Source organism: Metapseudomonas resinovorans, from assembly GCF_002003485.1.
In the GTDB taxonomy this organism is placed as follows: domain Bacteria; phylum Pseudomonadota; class Gammaproteobacteria; order Pseudomonadales; family Pseudomonadaceae; genus Metapseudomonas; species Metapseudomonas resinovorans_D.
Genome location: NZ_BDMA01000008.1, coordinates 44,197 through 64,468, shown reverse-complemented (window position 1 = coordinate 64,468; position 20,272 = coordinate 44,197). Strand labels below are relative to the sequence as shown.

Genomic DNA, 20,272 nt, shown 5'->3' with positions numbered 1-20,272 from the left:
GCAGAACGGGCGCTTGCCCACTAGGGATCAAGACGGTATCTACGGGACCGCTGCGCGGTCCTTGGCGAATAAATTCACCCCTACAGCGCAATGAACTCCGGCCGCATACCTTCGACGCGGTGCAGCACCGGCGGCAGGTAGTCGCCGTCCCCGGTGAGCTGGTGCAGCAATTGCTCCCGCAGCCTGTGGAAGTCCGCCCCCGTGCGCTGCCGTGGATGCGGCAGATCGATCTCCACCACCGACTTGATCCGACCGGGCCTCGGCGCCATCACCACCACGCGGTCGGCGAGGTATATCGCCTCCTCGGCGTCGTGGGTGACCAGCAAGGTGGTGATGCCCGAGCGCTCGCGGATGGCCAGCAACTCGTCCTGGAGTTGCTGGCGAGTCAACGCATCGAGGGCGCCGAAGGGCTCGTCCAGCAGCAGGATGCGTGGGCTGGCCACCAGGCCGCGGGCGATGGCCACGCGCTGGGCCATGCCCCCGGAAAGCTGATGCGGGTAGGCCGATTCGAAGCCATTCAGTCCCACCAGTTGCACGAACTCATGGACCCGCCGGGCGCGTTCGCCCTGGGTCAGTTTTTCGTTTACCAACCCCAGACCGATGTTCTGCGCCACGGTCAGCCAGGGGAACAGCCGGTGCTCCTGGAACACGATGCCGCGCTCGCCGCCGATGCCCCGGACCGGCGCGCCGTCCACGCGGATCTCGCCACTGAAGTCGGTATCCAGCCCCACCAACAGGCGCAGCAGGGTGGACTTGCCGCAACCGCTGGAGCCGACGATGGCGATGAACTCGCCTTCGTTGATCGCCAGGCTGAAGTCCTGGATGGCCTCGAAGGCCTGGCCATCCACCGAGAAGACCTTGCCGACCCGGGCGAAGCTGACCAGGGGAGCGATGGAATGGGGCTGGTTGGCCGCTTCCCGGGCCGAGGGATTGAAGGCGTTCATGCGTGTCTCCAGCGCGTCGCGCGCGTTTCGATGCGTTGTCCGAGGGCGCCGAGCAGGGCGCCGACCAGGCCCACCAGCACCATGGCTGCCATCACCTGGTCCATGCGGAACATCTGCTGGGCGCCAAGCATCAGGCTTGCGATGCCGCCATCGGACGGCATGAAGTACTCGGCGCCGATGGTCCCCAGCCAGGCGTAGATCAGGGAAAGCCGCAGGCCGGCGAAGATGGCCGGGGCTGCGCCGGGAAGGATCAGCAACTGCAGGCGTTTGGGCAGATCCAGGCGCAGGGTGCGGGCCGCCTCGCCCAACTGCGGCGACAGACTGGCGATGCCGCGCTGGGTGGCGATGAACAGCGGGAAGAAGGCCGCCAGGCTGACGAACACCACCTTGGCCAACTCGCCCAGGCCGAACCAGGCGGTGAGCAGCGGCACCCAGGCGAACAGCGCGACCTGGCGCAAGGCCGACAGGCTTGGCCCCAGCACCCGCTCGGTGCGATTGGAGAGCCCCAGCAGCAAGCCCAGCAGGAGTCCGGCGCCACCTCCGACAACCAGGCCGGCCAGGGCGCGTTGCAGGCTGAGCTGCATGGCATGGGGCAGGGAGCCGTCCTGGAATCCATCCGCCAGGCTGCGCACCACGTCCAGCGGCGAAGCCAGGATATTGCGGTCGACCCAGCCGAGGCTGCTGCTGGCCTGCCAGAGAATCAGCAGCGCGGCGGGCAACAGGGCGCCCTCCAGGCGGCGCCAACCCCGTGCATCGTTGCGCCGGCGCTGCTCGCCGGTGGCCGGTTGCGGCCAGTGCAGCAAGCGCCGTTCGACGAGCCCGAAGCCTCGGTCCATCAGCGCGCCGACAAGGCCGATGAGCAGGATGCAGAGGAACACCAGGTCCAGCATGAACAGCTGGCGCCCCCAGACCATCAGGTAGCCCAGGCCTTCGCTGGAGGCCAGCAGTTCCACCGCCAGCAGCGACGTCCAGCCGGTGGCCAGGGCCAGGCGGAAACCGGTGAGGAAGGCGGGCAGGGCGGCCGGCAGCAAGAGGCGCAGGAACAGCAGGTGGCGCGGCAGGCGCAGCACGGCGGCAGCCTCGCGCAGCTTGGGCTGGGCATCGCGCACACCGACCAGGGTATGCAGGGTCACCGGCACCACCACCGCTTTGATCAGCACCACCAGCTTGAGCAACTCGCCGATGCCGAAGAACAGCATGAACAACGGAATCCACGCCAGGGTAGGAATCTGCGCCAGGGCCACGAAGCTGGGGTAGACCAGCGCCTCGGCGCGCTTCGACGCGCCCAGCCAGGTCCCCAGGAAGAGCCCGCCGGCGACTCCCGCCAGCAGTCCCCAGAACAGCCGCTGGAGGCTTATCCACAGGTGGGTCCAGAGCTCGCCCGAGCCGAACTCCAGGGCGCTCTGCCAGACCAGTGACGGCGCCGGCAGGATTTGTTCACTCATCCAGTGGTAATGGCTCGCGAGCACCCAGAGCAGGGCAAGGCCCAGGGGCAGGAGCCAAGGCAGAAGCGCTTCGGAATGGCCGCGCCACCCGCCGGGTAAAGCCAGCGCGGGGGGCGTCCACGTCAAGGTTCGGCTCATTTCCATCTCCCGAACGGGTTCTTAGAATATTCAAAAAAAGAATAATAAATTGCTGATTAATGACTGAAATGGATAAGAACACGAGTCGATAGCGTCGGGAAGGCATAGGCCGATGCGTTTGCCTCATATTTTTTATGCGCGTTATGCATGCACCCGTGCAGCCGGCGTCCCGTCTGACTTAGGCGTAAAAATTATTAAAAAATGACTTTTTATTATTTGCTTGGCCTGGGGACGCCCGCCTAGCTTCCGTTCCACAGCGCCGGCCTCTGCCGGCGGCAGCCCGCCAAGGAGCCACCCCGCCATGAAAACCCTGCTCAACCAAATACTCGGGGCCTTTGCCTCACCCCTGTTGGTCGGCGTGCTCGGGGCATTCCCCTTGGCTGTCCACGCCGAAGCGGCCAAGCCCGAAGCCATCCGCATCGCGGTGCCCGACCTGAGTGCTGGCACGAAGCACAGCGCGGGTGGCGTGGTGGACGTGCTGCGCGATCAGAAAATCTTCGAAGAGGAATTTGCCAAGGACGGAATCCGCGTCGAATGGCGCTTCTTCAAGGGCGCCGGCCCGGTGGTTAACGAGGCCCTGGCAAACGGTCAGGTGGACTTCGCCTACCTGGGTGACCTGGCCGCAATCGTCGGCAAGGCCAACGGGTTGGACACCCGGGTGATCAGCGCCAACACCCGTGGCGTGAAGAGCTATCTCGGCGTGGTGCCGGGGTCGGGCATCAAGAGCCTGCAAGACCTCAAGGGCAAACGCGTGGCGGTATTCCGCGGCACCGCCCTCCAACTCTCCTTCGCCAGCGCCCTGGCCAGCCAGGGCCTCAGCGAGCGTGACCTGAAGGTGATCAACCTCGACTTCAACGCCGCCAGCGCAGCCCTGGCCGCCAAGCAGATCGACGCGACCTGGGGGCTCTCCAACCTGATCGCCCTGCGCGAACGCGGTCTCGCGGAACTGCCGCTGAACTCCCGCGACCTCGATGGCGCGGGCAGCACCCAGGCCGTGCTGGTGGCCACCGGTGACTTCATCCGCCAGTACCCGGAGGTGGTGGGGCGCCTGGTGAAGGCCCAGCAGAAGGCCGTGAACTGGATACGTGACGACGCCAACAAGGCTGCCTATGTCGAACTGGTATCGAGCCTGGCCAGCTATCCGCCGGGCATCCTCGCCAGTGACCTGGCCCAGGAAAGCCTGAATCGCTACTTCGATCCTCACCTGGACGCCGAATTCATCGGCCTGCTGCAGCAGGGCGTGGACCTGGCGGCCAAGGAACGCCTGATCCGCCGTGGTTTCCAGGTAGCCGACTGGGTGGAGCCGCGTTTCCTCGACGCGGCGTTGCAGGGGCCGGGACAGGCCTCGCGCTGACAGGGAGGTCATTTACAGGGAGTCGTGGAAGCCGCCGCAAGGCGGCTTTTTTATCCACAGGGCATTCGCGCCAACGAGAGCTTTCCAGAAAAACTGCTTCATGAAGCCACCGCGTGCAGTTATCCTTCAGTACTGTAATTGGTGCTCTTATTGGTGCTTTTAGGAGACTCTAATGCCCTTCCAGATCCTGGCGGATGTGGCCGCCTCCGTAACCGACCTCAAACGTGATCCCATGGGAACCATTCGTGAAGGTCACGGCGAAACTGTGGTCATCCTCAACCGCAACGAACCGGCTTTCTACGCCGTTCCGCCCGCTCGTTATCAAGCCATGCTCGAGCTGATTGACGACCTGCGTCTGGCCGAACTGGTCCGCGCCCGTCAGGGGGAACCGACGGTGGCAGTCGATATCGATGAGTTGATCGCACAAGCGACCGATACACGTGCCTAAGTTCAGCCTGGCGTTCAACGTCAAGGCGCTCAAGGAATGGCACAAGCTGGACTCCACCATCCGGCTGCAGTTTGCCAAGAAGCTGAAAGAACGCCTCGACCTCCCACGAGTCGAGTCTGATCGACTCAAGGGAATGCCGGACTGCTACAAGATCAAGCTGCGTTCGGTGGGCTATCGCCTTGTTTATGAGGTGGTGGATCAGCGCTTGGTTGTCACTGTCATCGCTGTGGGTAGGCGTGAGCGTTCAGAGGTCTATGAGGCCGCCAAGGGGCGCATTGAATAACGTTTGGCTGGCCTGTCCCTTCCCTGCCCCTACGCCGCCTGCTCCACCGCATCCAACTCCAGCAACACCTCGATCAGCGCCCGCGCCGCAGGGGACAGGCGATAACCCGTGCGTGTGACGATGCCGCAGCGCGCGGCCAGGCTGTCCACGCGATCGGGCAGGTTGCGCCAGTGCAGCAGCGCCAGCGCACCGCACTCCAGCAGCGGGGCGATGGTTTCCTGCTGGGCGATGCCGATGGCATCCGTCTGGCGCACCACCTGCACCAGCGTGGGTACGTGGTCGCACTCCAGGCTGAGCTGGAAATCCGCCATGCCGCTATAGCTCGCCAGCAGCTTGCGGATGCCCGCCGGCAACCGCGTGGCGGCCAGCGGGTAGTCGAACATGTCATTGGTCGACAGGCTCTCCTTGAGCAGCAGAGGGTGCCCCTGGCGGCAGAAGAATCGGCCATAACGGGGCGTCAGCGGCTGGGTCTGGAAGCTCGGGTCGGCCTCGAACTGGCGCACGTCGGCGATGAAGAATTCGATCTCGTCCCGGGCCAGGCGGCGTCCCAGCACCTCCCAGTTATTCACTTCGAAATGGGTGCGGATGCGCGGGTAGCGCTGCATGAATACGGCCAGGGCGTCGGGTACCAGCCTGGCGGCTGGCGCGGGGCCGCTGCCGAAGTGCAACTCGCCGGCATCCAGCTTGGTCATCTGGTCGATTTCGCGCGCCAGATTGCTCGCTCCCTGAACCAGGCGCAGGGCGTGCTGCAGCACCACTTGGCCTTCGGGGGTGGGGCGCAGGTCCTTGCTGCCACGGTCGACCAACTGGCAGCCGAAATTCTGCTCCAGGCCCTGGATGCTGCGGCTGAACGCTGGTTGGGTGATCCCCATGGCGTCGGCCGCGCGGACGAAACTGCGGTGTTCGAGCAGGGCGATGAAGTAACGGAGCTGGCGCAGATCCATGGTGCTTTTCCGGCATCGAAAATATAGGGCGAAGGCATTTGTCGCGGCATTGCGTGGGGTTTTAAATGCAGGCTCTTATTCCGTCAAATGCGTATTCGATAAATTATTAGACGTATATCGAATAAGCATATGGCGCATCTCCCCTGACCATGAGGACCGCACCATGAGCACTGCCGCACTGGCCCAACAACAGGCCGCTGAACTCGACATCCATCCCGTTGCCGGTCGCATCGGCGCCGAGATCCGGGGCGTGACCCTGTCCGGCAACCTGGATGCCGCCACCCTCGAAGCCATCCAGGCCGCCCTGGTGCAATACAAAGTGATCTTCTTCCGCGGCCAGACCCAGTTGGACGACCAGGGCCAGGAAGCCTTCGCCAAGCTGCTCGGTGAGCCGGTGGCGCATCCCACCGTGCCAGTGCGCGAGGGCACCCATTACCTGCTGCAACTGGACGGCGCCGAAGGGCAGCGCGCCAACTCCTGGCACACCGACGTCACCTTCGTCGACGCCTATCCCAAGGCTTCCATCCTGCGCAGCGTGACGGCCCCGGCCGCCGGCGGCGACACCGTCTGGGCCAACACCGCCACCGCCTACCAGGACCTGCCTGTGGCGCTTCGCGAACTTGCCGACAAGCTCTGGGCCGTGCACAGCAACGAATACGACTATGCCGCCGCCCGTCCCCATGTCAGCGCCGAGAAGCTGGAGCAGTACCGCAAGGTGTTCACCTCCACCGTGTATGAGACCGAGCACCCGGTGGTGCGGGTGCATCCGGTGAGTGGCGAGCGGACGCTGCTGCTGGGCCACTTCGTCAAACGCATCAAGGGTTTCTCCCAGCCGGATTCGGCGCACCTTTTCTCCGTGCTCCAGGGCCATGTCACCCGCCTGGAAAACACCGTGCGCTGGCGCTGGCAGACCGGCGACGTGGCGATCTGGGATAACCGCGCGACCCAGCATTACGCCGTGGACGACTACAACACCCAGCCGCGCATCGTGCGCCGCGTGACCCTGGCCGGAGACGTGCCGGTGAGCATCGACGGGCAGCGCAGCCAGACCCTTCGCAAGAGCTGATTGCTCAAGCCAAAAGCCCCCACCGGAGCGATCCGCTGGGGGCTTTCGGCTTTTGTAGGACGCGCCGCGCACCCCGAAAGCCTTGCGGCTACCGCGCTGACAGGTTTGGCTGATTTGTAGGTTGGTCTGAGCTACGCGAAGCCCAACAAAAACATCCGACACCGCGCGATGTTGGGCCTCGCTGCGCTCGGCCCAACCTACGGGGGCACTTCTCGGTCACTACGCTCGCGGTGACAGGCTGTGCGCTGAGCGTAGGTTGGTCTGAGCTACGCGAAGCCCAACGAAGGCATCCGACACCGCGCGATGTTGGGCCTCGCTGCGCTCGGACCAACCTACGGGGGCATTCGATGCCTGCCGGGCATATTTTCGATGTCCTCAAGGCATGCATAAGAAATTGTCTTTTAAATTCATGCACTTAAAGAACGCATATTCCTAATAGTAATTAGAAAATCATTAAAAATTACTTTGAGAGATAATACGCGCAGCCAATCATCTCTCCGTGGCCGACCGCTCTAGCTCGGCCATCTCGCCGGCCTTGAGCCGGCTGCCAATTCAACAAGCCCGGTGGAACAGACCGGGCCTTTTTATCCCCAGGAGTCTTGCCCATGGGCAATGTCCTCGAAGCCGACAGCGGCCGTGAACTGCACTGGCAAGAAGTCCGTCGCGCCGGCGAAATCCGCGACCTCGGCGTGCCGGTGCGCCAGGCGCTGGACCGCACGGTGTTCCGCAGCCCCAGTGCCACCCGCGTGCTCAGTCGCCGCGAGGCCTGGCTGCTGGGCGCCTTCGCCCTGGTCCTGCACGGTGCCGTGCTGCACTGGCTGAGCCAGCAGCCCACCCCACCGCTGCCGGAAGTGCCACCGCAGATTCCGCCCATGACCATCGAGTTCACCGCCCCGGCGCCGCCGGTGGTGGAACCGCCGCCACCGGAGCCACCGCCGCCCGTGATCGAGCCGCCGCCCCCGGTGGTGGAGGAGCTGGCGGTGAAGCCGCCGCTACCCAAGCCGGTGGCCAAACCCAAGCCGAAAGTGCAGCCGCCCAAGCCCGCGCCGAAGCCCGTGGCCAAACCGGTCGAACCGCCGCCCGCGCCGCCCAAGGCCGAAGCCCCGCCCGCGCCACCGGCTCCGCCTGCGCCAGCGCCGGTGACGCCGCCCTCGGCCAACGCCGGTTACCTGAAGAACCCGGCGCCCGAGTACCCCGCCTTCGCCCAGCGGCGCGGCTGGGAAGGCACCGTGCTGCTGCGGGTGCATGTGCTGGCCAGCGGCTCGCCGAGCGAGGTGCAGGTACAGACCAGCAGCGGCCGCGACCTGCTCGACGAAGCCGCGGTGCGCGCGGTCAAGCGCTGGACCTTCGTGCCGGCCAAGCAGGGCGAGGTCGCCCGCGATGGCTGGGTCAGCGTGCCCATCGATTTCAAATTGAACTGATTCAGCGCCTTTGCGTGTAGAGAGGAATTCACCATGGACCTGTTAACCAATCCCTTCGCCTCCATCGAGCACCTGGTGATCTGGCTGCTCATCGGCTTCTCCGTCGTCACCTGGGGCCTGGCCCTGGTCAAGGGCATCCAGTTCGCCCGCCTGAAGCGCCGCGACCGCCAGTTCCAGAAGCGCTTCTGGAGCGCCACCAGCCTGGACAGTGCCGCCGAGCAGCTGCAGCAGCATGCCGGTGCCGCCGCCCACGTGGCCCAGGCCGGCTTCGCCGCGATCCAGGTGCAGGGCGGCCAGCCCGGCGACCTGAGCCAGGCGATCAACCACCAGGACCGCCTCGAACGCGCCCTGCGCCAGCAGATCCAGCGCGAGCGCCGCTCCCTCGAATCCGGGCTGGCGGTGCTCGCCTCGATCGGTTCCACCTCGCCCTTCATCGGCCTGTTCGGCACCGTCTGGGGCATCATGGAAGCCTTGAAGGGCATCAGCGCGGCCGGCTCGGCCAGCCTGGAAACCGTGGCCGGCCCCATCGGCGCGGCACTGGTCGCCACCGGCGTGGGGATCGCCGTCGCCGTGCCGGCGGTGCTGGTTTACAACTACTTCCTGCGCAGCCTGAAGCTCACCGCCGCCGACCTCGACGACTTCGCCCACGACTTCTACCTGCTGGCGCAGAAGAGCGCCTTCAAGCTGATCGTCAATGCCGCGCCGGCACGCGCCGCCGGCTCTGTGAAGGAGGCGTCCTGACATGGCCTTCTCCACCCAGGACAACGACGAAGTCCTGTCCGAAATCAACGTCACCCCGCTGGTGGACGTGATGCTGGTGCTGCTGGTGGTGTTCATCGTCACCGCGCCGCTGCTGACCAACGCCATTCCGATCAACCTGCCGAAGACCGAGGCCGTGGCCCCGCCCGAGCAGAAGGACCCGCTGGTGGTGAGCATCGACGGCGCCGGCAAGCTGTTCATCAACAAGGACGAGATCCAGCCCGACCTGCTGCAGACCAGCCTGGAAGCCGCCAAGGCAAAAGACCCGGAGCTGCGCGTGCAACTGCAGGCCGACGACCAGGTGGACTACGGCGCCGTGGCCCGCGCCATGGCCTCCATCGAGCGGGCGGGCATCACCAAGCTCGCGGTGATTACCGCGCGCTGACCGGCTTGGCTGCTTTGTAGGTTGGTCTGAGCTACGCGAAGCCCAACGAGCGAACCTGATGCCCTGCAACGTTGGGCCTCGCTGCGCTCGGACCAACCTACGGCGTTTCTGCGCTGACAGGTTTTGGCCACCTCTCTTCAGGCAGGGGAGAGGTGGCTGTTTTACATCGATGGCTTTCGTCCAGAAGGCCTTCTCCCGTCAGGGTTGGCCCGGACTGCACACTGCAGATCCGGGCCTTTTTTTCTACGGCAGATGGGAAAGCCGAAAGTGCTTCATCCATTGCGCCACAAGTCTTCAGACCCTTCCTCTGCGCTCATCGGATTGAGCCTCTTTCGTCTCATCCTGCTTATCGGCCTAGATAACGACCGGCCCGCCAACTTGGCGATCGCGTTCAAAACAACGCCCATCCGAAGCAAGCAACGAGTGCGAAATGGAATTCCCTCATCTCGACCAGGCAGGTAGCGCGAACACCCGCTCGGTCGTGGTCATGAATTCTTGCTCGACGGCTTTCATCCGATCTCCCGCGGGAGGCACCTGGAGTAGTCATGGCATCGAACAGTTTCCAAAACGAAGTACCCAAGTCGCGGGTCAACATCAAGCTCGACCTGCATACCGGCGGCGCCCAGAGGAAGGTCGAACTACCCCTGAAGCTGATGCTGATGGGCGACTACAGCAATGGCCGGGAAACACGCCCACTCTCGGAGCGCAGCAAGGTCAACATCGACAAGAGCAACTTCGACAGCGTGCTCGCCGAATTCGCCCCGAGCCTGAAGCTCGCAGTGGAGAACACTCTGGCCGATGACGACTCGGAAACCCCCATCGAGCTCACCTTCCGACGCATGAAGGACTTCGAACCCGAGCAGGTGGCCCGGCAGATTCCGCAGCTGCGTGCCTTGCTCGCTATGCGCAATCTGCTGCGCGACCTCAAGTCGAACCTCTTGGATAACGCCACATTCCGCCAGGAGCTGGAACGCATCCTCAAGGACGACGCCCTCAGCGACGAACTGCGCATCGAACTCGCCGCGCTCGCTCCCCAAGACGCTCGCTAACGCGCCCGGATAGTCAAAGGAAGGTCACCCATGTCCGTAGAACACACCTCCGCGGCCCCGCACGGCGCCGCTGCATTCGAGGAAAACCAGGGCGTCTATGCGGCCCTGTTCGGCAAGATCAACCTCAGCCCTATCAGCGAGCTGAGCGCTCTCGACGCGTTCCAGAACAACGAGGCACTGTCCGAAGCTTCTGCTGACGAGCGGGTCACCGCAGCGGTCAGCGTTTTCCTCGACCTGCTCAAGCAGTCATCGCAGAAGGTCGAGCGCTTGGACAAGACCCTGCTCGACGAACACATTGCCTCCTTGGATGCGCAGATCAGCCGCCAGCTCGACGCGATCATGCACCACGCGGACTTCCAGCGCGTCGAGTCCACCTGGCGCGGTGTCAAGTCGCTGATCGACCAGACCGACTTCCGTCAGAATGTGCGCATCGAGTTGCTCGACATCAGCAAGGAACACCTGGTGCAGGATTTCGAGGACGCCCCCGAGATCGCCCAGAGCGGCCTGTACGTGCACACCTACATCCAGGAGTACGACACGCCCGGCGGTGAGCCGATCGCAGCGGCCATTTCCAACTACGAGTTTGATCGCGGCGCGCAGGATATTGCCCTACTGCGTAACCTTTCCAAGGTTGCCGCGGCGGCGCACATGCCCTTCATCGGTGCCGTCGGCCCGGCGTTCTTCGGCAAGGAAACGATGGAGGAAGTTGCCGCCATCAAGGACATCGGCAACTACTTCGACAGGGCCGAATACATCAAATGGAAGTCCTTCCGCGACAGCGACGACGCCCGTTACATCGGGCTGACCCTGCCCCGTGTGCTCGGGCGCCTGCCCTATGGCCCGGACACAGTTCCGGTGCGCAACTTCAATTACGTCGAGAGCGTGAAAGGCCCGGACCACGACCGTTACCTGTGGACCAATGCGTCTTACGCCTTCGCCGCCAACATGGTGAAGAGCTTCATCCACAACGGCTGGTGCGTACAGATTCGTGGCCCGCAATCGGGCGGCGCGGTGACCGACCTGCCGATTCATCTCTATGACCTGGGCATCGGCAACCAGGTGAAGATCCCGTCGGAAGTGATGATCCCGGAGACCCGCGAATTCGAATTCGCCAACCTGGGTTTCATCCCCCTGTCCTACTACAAGAATCGCGACTACGCGTGCTTCTTTTCCGCCAACTCGACACAGAAGCCTGCGCTGTACGACACGGCCGATGCCTCGGCCAACAGCCGCATCAACTCACGACTGCCGTACATCTTCTTGCTGTCGCGCATTGCCCATTACCTGAAGCTGATCCAGCGGGAAAACATCGGCACCACCAAGGACCGTCGTGTGCTGGAGCTGGAACTCAATACATGGATTGGCAGCCTGGTAACCGAGATGACCGACCCCAGCGACGACCTCCAAGCCTCGCACCCGCTGCGCGAAGCGAAGGTGATAGTCGAAGACATCGACGACAACCCCGGCTTCTTCCGCGTCAAGCTGTACGCCGTGCCGCATTTCCAGGTGGAAGGCATGGACGTCAACCTGTCTCTGGTTTCGCAGATGCCCAAGGCCAAGGCCTGAGCCTTCGCATAGGGAACACGACGTCATGAACATCGACCGCCCCCTATGGGCTGCGGGGACGCTACTGTCCCCGCAGCAGTTCCAGCAGCAAGCGCGCTGGGAGGCCTGGACCAATGAATGCATCGCCCGACTCGCCCTGGTTCACCCCTGGGGCGTGCTCGTGGCCGCCTTCGATCTGGATGCACTGAAGCTGGGGAAGCTCAAGGCCCAACGGCTCCAACTGCGGATGCCGGACGGTACCTTGATCGACACCGACCGTGCCGACTGCCTGCCGCCTGCGCTGGAGCTGTCCCGCGTGCTGGCGGACGACAGCCACCACTCGATCCTGCTGCTGGCGCTGCCTCTGGAACAGGGCAACGGCAACAATTGCGTTCTCGATGGTAGCCGTGAGGACCGGCCCACTCGCTACCGTCAGGGCTGGCGAGCGGTGCAAGACCTTTACGGCGACGAAAGCCAGTCCATCAGCGTGATGGAGCACCAACTCAGTCTGCGCCTGTCCAGTGATGACAACGGTGACTACCTGACCTGTCCGGTCACGCGCCTGGTGCGCGATGCCCAGGGGATCTGGAGCATAGACCCCAGTTATGTACCGCCCCTGCTGAGCTTCGGCGCTCACGCTGGCCTGTTGGCTCAGCTGGACAATTTGCTGACCCAGCTCTCCGCCAAGCGTCAACGGCTGATGGGCATGCGCCGTGAAAGCAACCAGCGCATGGCCGACTTCGCCGTGGCCGACGTCTCGCTGTTCTGGCTGCTCAATGCACTCAACACCTACCAGCCGATCCTGGCTGACCTCGGGGCCAATCCAGCCCGCCATCCCGAGCAGGTCTACCTGGAGCTGGCAAAGCTTGCCGGCAGCTTGTCGACCTTCTCGCTGGAACACGATATCGAACGGATTCCGGCATACCGGCATGAACAACTGGAACAGGTTCTGGCGCCGTTGATGAGCCTGATCTCCACCCTGCTCGAGGCCAGCCTGCCTTCACGTGTCATCGCGCTGGAACTGGAAGAGGCCGGTGCCAACCGTTGGAAGGTCTCGCTCAATGATCCACGCCTGCGAGAGCCGGACGGTGCCGATTTCTACCTGTCCGTGCGATCGCGTTTGTCCGCTGCACAGTTGCAGAGCCAGTTTCCGCACCTGTGCAAGGTCGGCACGCCGGAGGACGTCGATCACCTGGTCAATGCGGCACTCGACGGTATTCCGCTGCAGCCCCTCAGCCATGTCCCGGCCGCTATTCCGTTGCGCCTGGAAAACCAATATTTCGCGCTGGATCTCGGGCATCCCAAGGGGCGGACAATGCTGGCCGCTGGGGTGTGCGCCTTCTATGTCCCGGCCACGTTGATCGACGCGCGGCTGGAACTGTTCGCGGTGCTGCGCTCATGAGCCTGAATACCGAACACGCCAGGCCTTCAGCGGTCGACGTGGATGCGTTGCTGCAGGACAGCTACCTGCTGGTCGTGGCCCTGCATGAGGGTGCCACGGCAAGCGGCAGTCGTGATCTGTGGAATCACTGCTCCGCCCAGATCGAAGAGGTGCGCGAGAGGCTGAAGGCCGATGGCATGAGCCAGAAGAGCATCGACTGCATCAGCTACGCCCAGTGCGCCTTGCTGGATGAAACAGTGCTCGGCTACGCGAAGGATGAAGCCCATGCCGACTGGGCCGGCGAGCCCTTGCAGGCGAAGTTTTTCAACCGGCACCAGGCGGGAGAGTTCCTTTACGAGGATATGTGTGACGTCCTGCGTGAGCCCGCACCGGACCCAAGGGTGATGACGGTTTACCAGCGTGTGCTGATGCTGGGGTTCAAGGGGCGCTACAACGATTTGAACCACCCAGAACGTGAGGATCTGCTGCGCGCGTTGGACGCTCGGGTTGCGCCCTTGGTGACACGTCAGGTGCTGATCTCCGGCTCTGGGCAGGGGCGAGACGGGGTTGTGCGGAACGGGTTGCGTAGTCCCCTCATGCAACTGCTCGTGGCAGCACTGCTCATCGTCGGAACCTGGTGGGGGCTGAATCAGCTCCTCAGTAGCGCTGTCTCCTCGTTGATGCCCGGTGCGGCGTGATGGAGGCCCAATGACCTTGATGCTGACGCGCGGCCTCTGGCTGTTGGCCGCGCTGCTCGCCATGGCGCTGCTATTCGTTTTTCCCATGCTCGGGTGGCAACGGTGGAGTGCGGTATCGGTTATCGCGCTGGCGGCGGTCCTGGCCTGGCGCTGGACAGGGCAGCGTGCTGAGCAGTTGTCGCGGACGCTGGCACTCGACAGCGAAGTACCCCTGCCGGCCGCAGGTTTCCGACAACCCGTGGCACTGGTCTGTGGCGATGGTTTGCCGGCGCTTTTCGAGGCGCCTGAGGCAGGGCGATACGCGTCGAGAATGACGCCACAAGGTTGCTATTTATCGGTCGAAAGCCTCGAACATCTGCCCCGCAGGGTCCAGAGCATCTTGGCGCATCGGCCTCACTGGGGCGGACAGCTCTGTGTGCTCTTTATCGTCAATCCGCACGAGCACAGCGACGGCACCGAGCTGTACGGGCGTATTCGGACGCTCCGTCATCAGTTGGCGCTGGCCCGCCGATCTGGCCCTGCTCTGCCTCTACTCCTGGCGACCTACCTGCAAAGCGATCAGGGCGATGGTCCCTGGTTCTGTTGGGAGCCAGGAGCGCAACAGGCGGATGTTCTGGAGGGCGGCGCTCGCACCGATTTTGGCGCATGGCAGATGCACACAGACGACCTCCAGACCTCCGCGCTTCGCCTGCGAACCGGCGTGATGTTGAACAGCATCGCCGGGTGGTTGAGCGAACACGTACGGGCTCATCTTGTTGCACCTGAGGCCCGTAGCCCTGTTGCGGTTGCGGTGGCCGGCGGGGTCATCCTGGTGCCGGCGCTACCAGGTGGCGTGGTCGGAAGTCTCTGGCAGCAATGGGTGTGTGGCAGGACCGCATTGGGCGAACTGGCAACCCCGGCGTCCTCGTCCTCGGTGCTATTGCCTCTCCCCGACCCGCTGCTACCGCTGTTGCGGCTTAAGGCGCAGAACATCCCTTTGCGTCGGGCCGGAATCATTGCGCTCTGGTTGTTCGTGGCGGCGATGCTGACGGCCTTTGCCAGCTCCGCCTGGCACAACCACCAATGGGCGCGGCAGGCCAGCGACGACCTGCAGCGCTACCTGGCCATTCCTGAGGCTCAACAGCGCGAACAGCCCGAATTCGCCGAGCGGGAGGCAGCGATGTCGGCGCTGCGCAGCCATGCTGTGCGCCTGGATGGCTACTACCGCCACGGTGAACCGCTGTGGCTTGGATCCGGCTTGTACCAGGGCGAACGCCTTCGCAACGAGTTGTTGGCAGTGATCGCGGGGTATCGGGTGCCTGACGGCGCCCCAGCAGTAGCGACGATTCCCGACCCCGTACGACTGGACAGCCTGTCGTTGTTCGCGGTGGGCAGCGCCACGCTCAAGCCGGAATCCACCCGGCTGCTGATCAACATTCTGGTCGGCATCAAGGCTCAGCCCGGTTGGCTGATCGTCATTGCCGGTCATACCGATGCCACCGGCAACGCCGAGCACAACCTTCAGCTGTCCCACGCCCGTGCCAGTGCTGTGCGCGACTGGATGCAGCGCATGGGCGATATCCCCGATGGTTGCTTTGCCGTCCAGGGATTCGGCGCGAGCCAGCCGATCGCGAGCAATGACACTGAGATCGGGCGCGCCGCCAATCGGCGTGTCGATATCCGCCTGGTACCGGAGATGGGGGCGTGCGTGTCGTCCATCGAGGCTCCGGGCGGCAAGCATCAGTCGCACCCCGCGGCTGTCAACCTCTGAGAAGGAGTTTCAAATGGCAATTCCCGTATACCTCTGGCTGCAGGATGACGGTGGCGCAGACATCAAGGGTTCGGTGGATGTGCAGAAGCGCGAGGGCAGCATCGAGGTCGTCGCCCAGGACCACAGCCTCTACATCCCCACTGACAACAATACCGGCAAGCTGACCGGCACCCGGGTTCACACCCCGTTCCTCTTCACCAAGGAAATCGATGCCGCCAGCCCCTACCTGTACAAGGCGGTGACTACCGGCCAGACCCTCAAGAGTGCCGAGTTCAAGTGGTACCGCATCGACGACGCTGGCCAGGAAGTCGAGTACTTCATCACCAAGCTGGAAAACGTCAAGGTCGTGAAAGTCGCGCCGAAAATGCACGACGTGAAGGACCCGTCCAAGGAGAGGCACAACCACCTGGAGCAGGTGGAACTGCGCTACGAAAAAATCACGTGGACCTACAAGGACGGCAACATCATCCACGCCGATTCCTGGAACGAACGTCAGAGCGCCTGACGTCGGGTAAAGCCGGCGGAGCCTTCAGCTCCGTCGGTTCCGGTGCTCCGGCTTGAGCGTTTGTTCGCAAACGCTCAAGCCGGCTCATCGCAGACCCATATCGGACGCGCAAGCGCCACGAACCTCGTACAAGGACGCACCTTCATGGCCCAGAACTCCGCCAGCCTGCTTCGTCGCCTCAACCCATACTGCGCCCGGGCGCTCAGCGCTGCGGCGTCGCTCTGCCAGAGCCGCGCTCACGCCCAGATCACTCCTGAGCACTGGTTGCTCAAGCTGCTGGAACAGGGGGAGGGGGACCTCACGCTGATCGCGCGCCGTTACGGCTGGGACCTCGATGGTCTCTGGCAGGGGCTGCTTGAGCATCTGGATGGTTTGCCCCGCAGCGTGCGTGACAAACCCCAGCTCAGCGGCGAACTGCGACAACTGATCAAGAATGCCTGGCTGCGCGCCTCGCTGGACGATGACAATGACCGTCTGCGCTCATTGCACTTGCTCGGTGCCTTGCTGGAAGCCCCCAGTCTGGTTGGCTGCGATGCGATCTGGCCGTTGCTCAGTCTCAGTGACACTCAGCTGCAACGCCTCATGCCGATGCTGGACCAGCACTCCGAGGAGTGTCCCGAGGTGCAGCGTGAGGCGCGCCTGGAAGAGCTCAACCCCAGTGCCGGCACGCTGACGGTCGCCCCGGCCGGCCGCGCTGGAGACGATGCCCTGCATCGGGTGCTGGACCGGTTTACCCAGGACGTGACCGCCAAGGCGCGTGAGGGACTCATCGACCCGGTGTTCGGGCGTGACGATGAAATCCGTCAGGTCATCGACATCCTCAGTCGGCGACGCAAGAACAACCCCATTCTGGTGGGCGAGCCCGGCGTCGGCAAAACCGCACTGGTTGAAGGCCTGGCCCTGCGCGTCGCAGACGGCCAGGTGCCCGACAGCCTCAAGACTGTGAGCGTGCGCACCCTCGACCTCGGCCTGCTGCAGGCTGGCGCGGGCGTCAAAGGCGAGTTCGAACAGCGCCTGAAACAGGTCATCGACGCCGCGCAGCGTGCGGAATACCCCGTCCTGCTGTTCATCGACGAGGCCCACACCCTGATTGGTGCCGGCAACCAGGCAGGTGGTGCCGATGCCGCCAACCTGCTCAAGCCTGCGCTCGCCCGTGGCGAGCTACGCACCATCGCCGCCACCACCTGGAGCGAATACAAGCAGTATTTCGAGCGCGACGCGGCGCTGGAGCGACGCTTCCAGATGGTCAAAGTCGACGAGCCTTCCGATGCCAACGCCTGCCTCATGCTGCGCGGCCTCAAGGCCCGTTACGCCAGTCACCACGGCGTCCATATCGAAGATGCGGCGGTGCTGGCCGCCGTCAGCCTGTCGCGCCGATACCTGACCGGGCGACAACTGCCTGACAAGGCCGTCGACTTGCTGGACACCGCCAGTGCCCGTGTCCGCATGGGCCTCGATTGCGAGCCCCAGGCCCTGGTCCGTATCGCCGCTCATCAGTCCGCCCTGGAGCTGGAGCGCCAGGCCTTGGAAGCCGACCACCGCCTCGGTGGTCGGGCCACAGCCGGGCGGCTGGGCGAAATCGCGGCCCAGTGCGCCTCGCTGGCGCGAGAGCGCGCTGAGCTGGAGCGGCAATACCGCCTTGAACTCGACCTTGGCCGGCAGTTACTGGACGCCCGTCAGGAGGATCCTCCCCAGGCGTACCGCCGCACCGAATTGCAGCGGCAACTGGCAGCGGCGCAGGGTGAACGGCCGTTGCTGTCCCTTGACGTTACCGCGCGCAGCGTTGCCGAAGTGATCGCCGACTGGACCGGTGTGCCGTTGGGCAGTCTGCTCAAGGACGAGCACATCAACCTGCTGGAGCTGGAGCAGCAGCTCGGCCAGCGGGTCATCGGCCAGGGCCACGCCCTCGGCGCGCTGGTTCAGCGGCTGCGCGCCGCGCGCACCGGCCTGACCGACGACAAGGCGCCCCAGGGCGTGTTCCTGCTGGTGGGCAGCAGCGGCGTCGGCAAGACCGAAACCGCCCTGGCGCTGGCCGACAGCCTGTTCGGCGGCGAAAAATCGCTGATCACCCTGAACCTCTCCGAGTACCAGGAAGCCCACACCGTCAGCCAGCTCAAGGGCTCACCGCCGGGCTATGTCGGCTACGGCCAGGGCGGGGTGCTCACCGAAGCGGTACGCCAACGGCCCTACAGCGTGGTGCTGCTCGACGAAGTGGAAAAGGCCCACCGCGACGTGCTCAACCTGTTCTACCAGGTCTTCGACCGGGGCTTCATGCGGGACGGTGAAGGACGCGAAATCGACTTCCGCAACACCGTCATCCTCATGACCTCCAACCTGGGCAGCGACCTGCTGCACGCCTGCCTCCAGGAGCAGCCGGACGCCTCCGATGCCACCCTTCAGGAACTTCTGCGTCCGACCCTGCGCGAGCACTTCCAGCCGGCGCTGCTGGCACGCTTCCAGACACTGATCTACCGCCCGCTGGCGGCCGAATCGCTCAATCGCATCGTCGCCATCAAGCTCGCCCAGGTCGCCTGTCGCCTGCAGCGCCATTACGGCCTCGATTGCCAGATCAACGAAGCCTTGACTGAAGCCCTGACGGCCACCTGCCTGCTCCCGGACACCGGCGCCCGCAACATCGACAGCCTGCTCAACCAGCAGATCCTGCCGGTGCTCAGCCAGCAGCTCCTGCAACGCCAGGCCGCCCGGCTGGAAAGCCGGAACGTGATCCTGGGCTACAGCGGCGACGACGGCATCACCCTGCAGTTCACCGAACTGCTGGAGCATTCGCAGCCGGCCTGTGAGGAGGCCTGAACATGCCCGCTGAAACCCGCCCCTTCTTCGACCACAGCCGCCACAAACTGCACGTGCGCAACCTTGACGCCGAGCTTGATGTGCTCGCCTTCGAGGGCCAGGAAGCGCTCAGCCAGCCCTTTGCCTACGACGTGGAATTCACCTCCACCGAGCGTGATCTTCCCGCCGAGAGCCTGCTCGGCCAGGACGCCCGCTTCAGCCTGTTCCCACCTCCCATCCCAGTGCCTTTCGCCGGCATGAGCGTGCCGCCGGCCAAACCGTTGCGCACCCTGCATGGCGTGGTCACCGGCTTTCGCCGTCTCTCCGGCTCCAACGACCAGACCCGCTACGCCATTACCCTGCAACCGCGCCTGGCTCTGCTCGAACGTGGCCGGCAATACCGCATCTACCAGCATCTCTCGGTGCCCGAGATCGTCGAGCAGATCCTGCGCAGCGAGCGTCACCAATGGGCCGGGCAGGACTTCTTCTTCGACCTCAAGCGCGAGTACCCCAAGCGCGAACAGGTGATGCAATACGGCGAGAGCGACCTGGCCTTCATCACCCGGCTGCTGGCCGAAGTCGGCATCTGGTACCGCTTCACCGCCGACGAGCGGCTGAGCATCGACGTCGTCCAGTTCCATGACGACCAGCGCAACTACCAGTTCGATGTCCGCCTGCCGTACCGCCCGCCGTCCGGCACCAGCGCCAGTGGGCAGGACGCGGTCTGGGCCCTGCAATCGCGGCATGGCGTGGTGGAAAAGGGCATCCACGTCCGCGCCTACGACCCGCGCGATGCCGCCGCCCGGCTCGACGGCTACGTCGACCAGAGCCAAGGCGACCTCACCACCTACGGCGAGGCCTACCACTACGCCGAGCACTACACCGAACTGGGCGACGCCTACGCCCAGGACGAAGACCTGCAAAGCGAGAGCGGCTACTTCTTCGCGCGCCTGCGGCACGAGCGCTACCTCAATGCCCGCACCTGCCTCGCCGGCGTCGCCAGCAGCGCGACCCTGGCCCCCGGGCAGGTACTGGGAATCGACGGCGGCGCCCCCGAGGCCTTCGCCCCCGGCGCCGTCATCACCCGCCTGACCGCCAGCGCCGCCCGCGACCGCAGTTTCGAAGCCCGCTTCGAGGCCATCCCCTATGTCGAGCACATCTGCTTCCGCCCGCCGCCGGGGGAAAAACCGCTGATCGTCGGCACCATCCCGGCGCGGGTCACCAGCCCGCAACCCGACGACCTCTACAGCCACATCGACCTGGAAGGCCGCTACAAGGTCAACTTCCTCTTCGACCGCGACACCTGGCGATTACGCAGGCGCGGGAGATAACCGACGACGGGATCGATCCACCCCTGGCTGCGGCGC

General features: G+C 64.4%; 17 protein-coding genes and 1 pseudogene. 15 read left to right on the top strand and 3 right to left on the bottom strand.

Features of this window, described 5'->3' with window-relative positions; genetic code table 11:
- Positions 1-80: 80 nt before the first annotated feature.
- Both MnOB_RS02450 and MnOB_RS02445 read right to left on the bottom strand, forming a co-directional pair.
- Positions 81-944, bottom strand: coding sequence for an ABC transporter ATP-binding protein (locus MnOB_RS02450; RefSeq protein ID WP_077521635.1), 864 nt, complete (start codon positions 942-944; stop codon positions 81-83).
- Entirely contained in the window at positions 941-2,527 is a 1,587-nt protein-coding gene (locus tag MnOB_RS02445) for an ABC transporter permease (protein WP_077521633.1), read from the bottom strand. Before MnOB_RS02445 ends, MnOB_RS02450 begins: the two co-directional genes overlap by 4 nt.
- 301 nt (positions 2,528-2,828) lie before the next feature.
- Between MnOB_RS02445 and MnOB_RS02440 the strand changes: the two genes are divergently transcribed.
- The 3 genes from MnOB_RS02440 to MnOB_RS02430 all read left to right on the top strand — a co-directional run bounded on the left by MnOB_RS02440 (position 2,829) and on the right by MnOB_RS02430 (position 4,612).
- The gene (locus MnOB_RS02440) at positions 2,829-3,881 is read left to right on the top strand and encodes an ABC transporter substrate-binding protein (RefSeq protein ID WP_077521630.1); all 1,053 of its coding nucleotides are present in this window, start codon (positions 2,829-2,831) and stop codon (positions 3,879-3,881) included.
- A gap of 172 nt (positions 3,882-4,053) precedes the next feature.
- Entirely contained in the window at positions 4,054-4,329 is a 276-nt protein-coding gene (locus MnOB_RS02435; protein ID WP_199824435.1) for a type II toxin-antitoxin system Phd/YefM family antitoxin, read from the top strand.
- Positions 4,322-4,612, top strand: a complete 291-nt coding sequence (locus MnOB_RS02430) for a type II toxin-antitoxin system RelE family toxin (protein ID WP_077521628.1) — start codon at positions 4,322-4,324, stop codon at positions 4,610-4,612. The genes MnOB_RS02435 and MnOB_RS02430 overlap by 8 nt, the downstream gene beginning before the upstream one ends.
- Before the next feature lie 29 nt (positions 4,613-4,641).
- Here the strand turns inward: MnOB_RS02430 and MnOB_RS02425 are convergent, their stop codons facing one another.
- Positions 4,642-5,556, bottom strand: a complete 915-nt coding sequence (locus tag MnOB_RS02425) for a LysR family transcriptional regulator (RefSeq protein ID WP_077521626.1) — start codon at positions 5,554-5,556, stop codon at positions 4,642-4,644.
- Between the two features lie 163 nt (positions 5,557-5,719).
- On the opposite strand from MnOB_RS02425, the gene MnOB_RS02420 reads away from it, so the two are divergent.
- The 12 genes and pseudogenes from MnOB_RS02420 to MnOB_RS02365 all read left to right on the top strand — a co-directional run.
- On the top strand, positions 5,720-6,622 hold the full coding sequence (locus MnOB_RS02420; RefSeq protein WP_077521624.1) for a TauD/TfdA dioxygenase family protein: 903 nt from the start codon (positions 5,720-5,722) through the stop codon (positions 6,620-6,622).
- A gap of 605 nt (positions 6,623-7,227) precedes the next feature.
- Positions 7,228-8,043: an energy transducer TonB gene (locus tag MnOB_RS02415; RefSeq protein ID WP_077521622.1), complete on the top strand. Its 816-nt coding sequence runs from the start codon at positions 7,228-7,230 to the stop codon at positions 8,041-8,043.
- Between the two features lie 33 nt (positions 8,044-8,076).
- Positions 8,077-8,784 (top strand): MotA/TolQ/ExbB proton channel family protein, encoded by a 708-nt coding sequence (locus MnOB_RS02410; protein ID WP_077521620.1) that lies wholly within the window; start codon positions 8,077-8,079, stop codon positions 8,782-8,784.
- Between the two features lies 1 nt (position 8,785).
- The gene (locus tag MnOB_RS02405) at positions 8,786-9,187 is read left to right on the top strand and encodes an ExbD/TolR family protein (RefSeq protein ID WP_077521618.1); all 402 of its coding nucleotides are present in this window, start codon (positions 8,786-8,788) and stop codon (positions 9,185-9,187) included.
- Between the two features lie 545 nt (positions 9,188-9,732).
- A complete protein-coding gene (gene tssB / locus MnOB_RS02400; RefSeq protein ID WP_077521616.1) occupies positions 9,733-10,236 on the top strand; it encodes a type VI secretion system contractile sheath small subunit in 504 nt (167 codons plus the stop codon).
- 30 nt (positions 10,237-10,266) lie between these two features.
- A complete protein-coding gene (gene tssC, locus MnOB_RS02395; protein WP_077521614.1) occupies positions 10,267-11,802 on the top strand; it encodes a type VI secretion system contractile sheath large subunit in 1,536 nt (511 codons plus the stop codon).
- 25 nt (positions 11,803-11,827) lie between these two features.
- A complete protein-coding gene (gene tssK / locus MnOB_RS02390) occupies positions 11,828-13,183 on the top strand; it encodes a type VI secretion system baseplate subunit TssK (RefSeq protein WP_077521612.1) in 1,356 nt (451 codons plus the stop codon).
- Complete coding sequence (gene tssL / locus MnOB_RS02385) at positions 13,180-13,860, top strand: type VI secretion system protein TssL, short form (protein WP_077521610.1); 681 nt, start codon at positions 13,180-13,182, stop codon at positions 13,858-13,860. Before tssK ends, tssL begins: the two co-directional genes overlap by 4 nt.
- A 10-nt stretch (positions 13,861-13,870) precedes the next feature.
- A complete protein-coding gene (locus tag MnOB_RS02380) occupies positions 13,871-15,610 on the top strand; it encodes an OmpA family protein (RefSeq protein ID WP_077521608.1) in 1,740 nt (579 codons plus the stop codon).
- 13 nt (positions 15,611-15,623) lie between these two features.
- Positions 15,624-16,115: an Hcp family type VI secretion system effector gene (locus MnOB_RS02375; protein ID WP_077521606.1), complete on the top strand. Its 492-nt coding sequence runs from the start codon at positions 15,624-15,626 to the stop codon at positions 16,113-16,115.
- Between the two features lie 144 nt (positions 16,116-16,259).
- Entirely contained in the window at positions 16,260-18,926 is a 2,667-nt protein-coding gene (gene tssH, locus MnOB_RS02370; RefSeq protein WP_077521604.1) for a type VI secretion system ATPase TssH, read from the top strand.
- 2 nt (positions 18,927-18,928) lie between these two features.
- Positions 18,929-20,215, top strand: a pseudogene (locus MnOB_RS02365) (type VI secretion system Vgr family protein); the annotation flags it as partial.
- Positions 20,216-20,272 lie beyond the last annotated feature (57 nt).

Coding starts and splice junctions, on each gene's coding strand:
- MnOB_RS02450 (WP_077521635.1), bottom strand. CDS start 944: ATGAACGCCTTCAATCCCTCGGCCCGGGAAGCGGCCAACCAGCCCCAT.
- MnOB_RS02445 (WP_077521633.1), bottom strand. CDS start 2,527: ATGAGCCGAACCTTGACGTGGACGCCCCCCGCGCTGGCTTTACCCGGC.
- MnOB_RS02440 (WP_077521630.1), top strand. CDS start 2,829: ATGAAAACCCTGCTCAACCAAATACTCGGGGCCTTTGCCTCACCCCTG.
- MnOB_RS02435 (WP_199824435.1), top strand. CDS start 4,054: ATGCCCTTCCAGATCCTGGCGGATGTGGCCGCCTCCGTAACCGACCTC.
- MnOB_RS02425 (WP_077521626.1), bottom strand. CDS start 5,556: ATGGATCTGCGCCAGCTCCGTTACTTCATCGCCCTGCTCGAACACCGC.
- MnOB_RS02420 (WP_077521624.1), top strand. CDS start 5,720: ATGAGCACTGCCGCACTGGCCCAACAACAGGCCGCTGAACTCGACATC.
- MnOB_RS02415 (WP_077521622.1), top strand. CDS start 7,228: ATGGGCAATGTCCTCGAAGCCGACAGCGGCCGTGAACTGCACTGGCAA.
- MnOB_RS02410 (WP_077521620.1), top strand. CDS start 8,077: ATGGACCTGTTAACCAATCCCTTCGCCTCCATCGAGCACCTGGTGATC.
- MnOB_RS02405 (WP_077521618.1), top strand. CDS start 8,786: ATGGCCTTCTCCACCCAGGACAACGACGAAGTCCTGTCCGAAATCAAC.
- tssB (WP_077521616.1), top strand. CDS start 9,733: ATGGCATCGAACAGTTTCCAAAACGAAGTACCCAAGTCGCGGGTCAAC.
- tssC (WP_077521614.1), top strand. CDS start 10,267: ATGTCCGTAGAACACACCTCCGCGGCCCCGCACGGCGCCGCTGCATTC.
- tssK (WP_077521612.1), top strand. CDS start 11,828: ATGAACATCGACCGCCCCCTATGGGCTGCGGGGACGCTACTGTCCCCG.
- tssL (WP_077521610.1), top strand. CDS start 13,180: ATGAGCCTGAATACCGAACACGCCAGGCCTTCAGCGGTCGACGTGGAT.
- MnOB_RS02380 (WP_077521608.1), top strand. CDS start 13,871: ATGACCTTGATGCTGACGCGCGGCCTCTGGCTGTTGGCCGCGCTGCTC.
- MnOB_RS02375 (WP_077521606.1), top strand. CDS start 15,624: ATGGCAATTCCCGTATACCTCTGGCTGCAGGATGACGGTGGCGCAGAC.
- tssH (WP_077521604.1), top strand. CDS start 16,260: ATGGCCCAGAACTCCGCCAGCCTGCTTCGTCGCCTCAACCCATACTGC.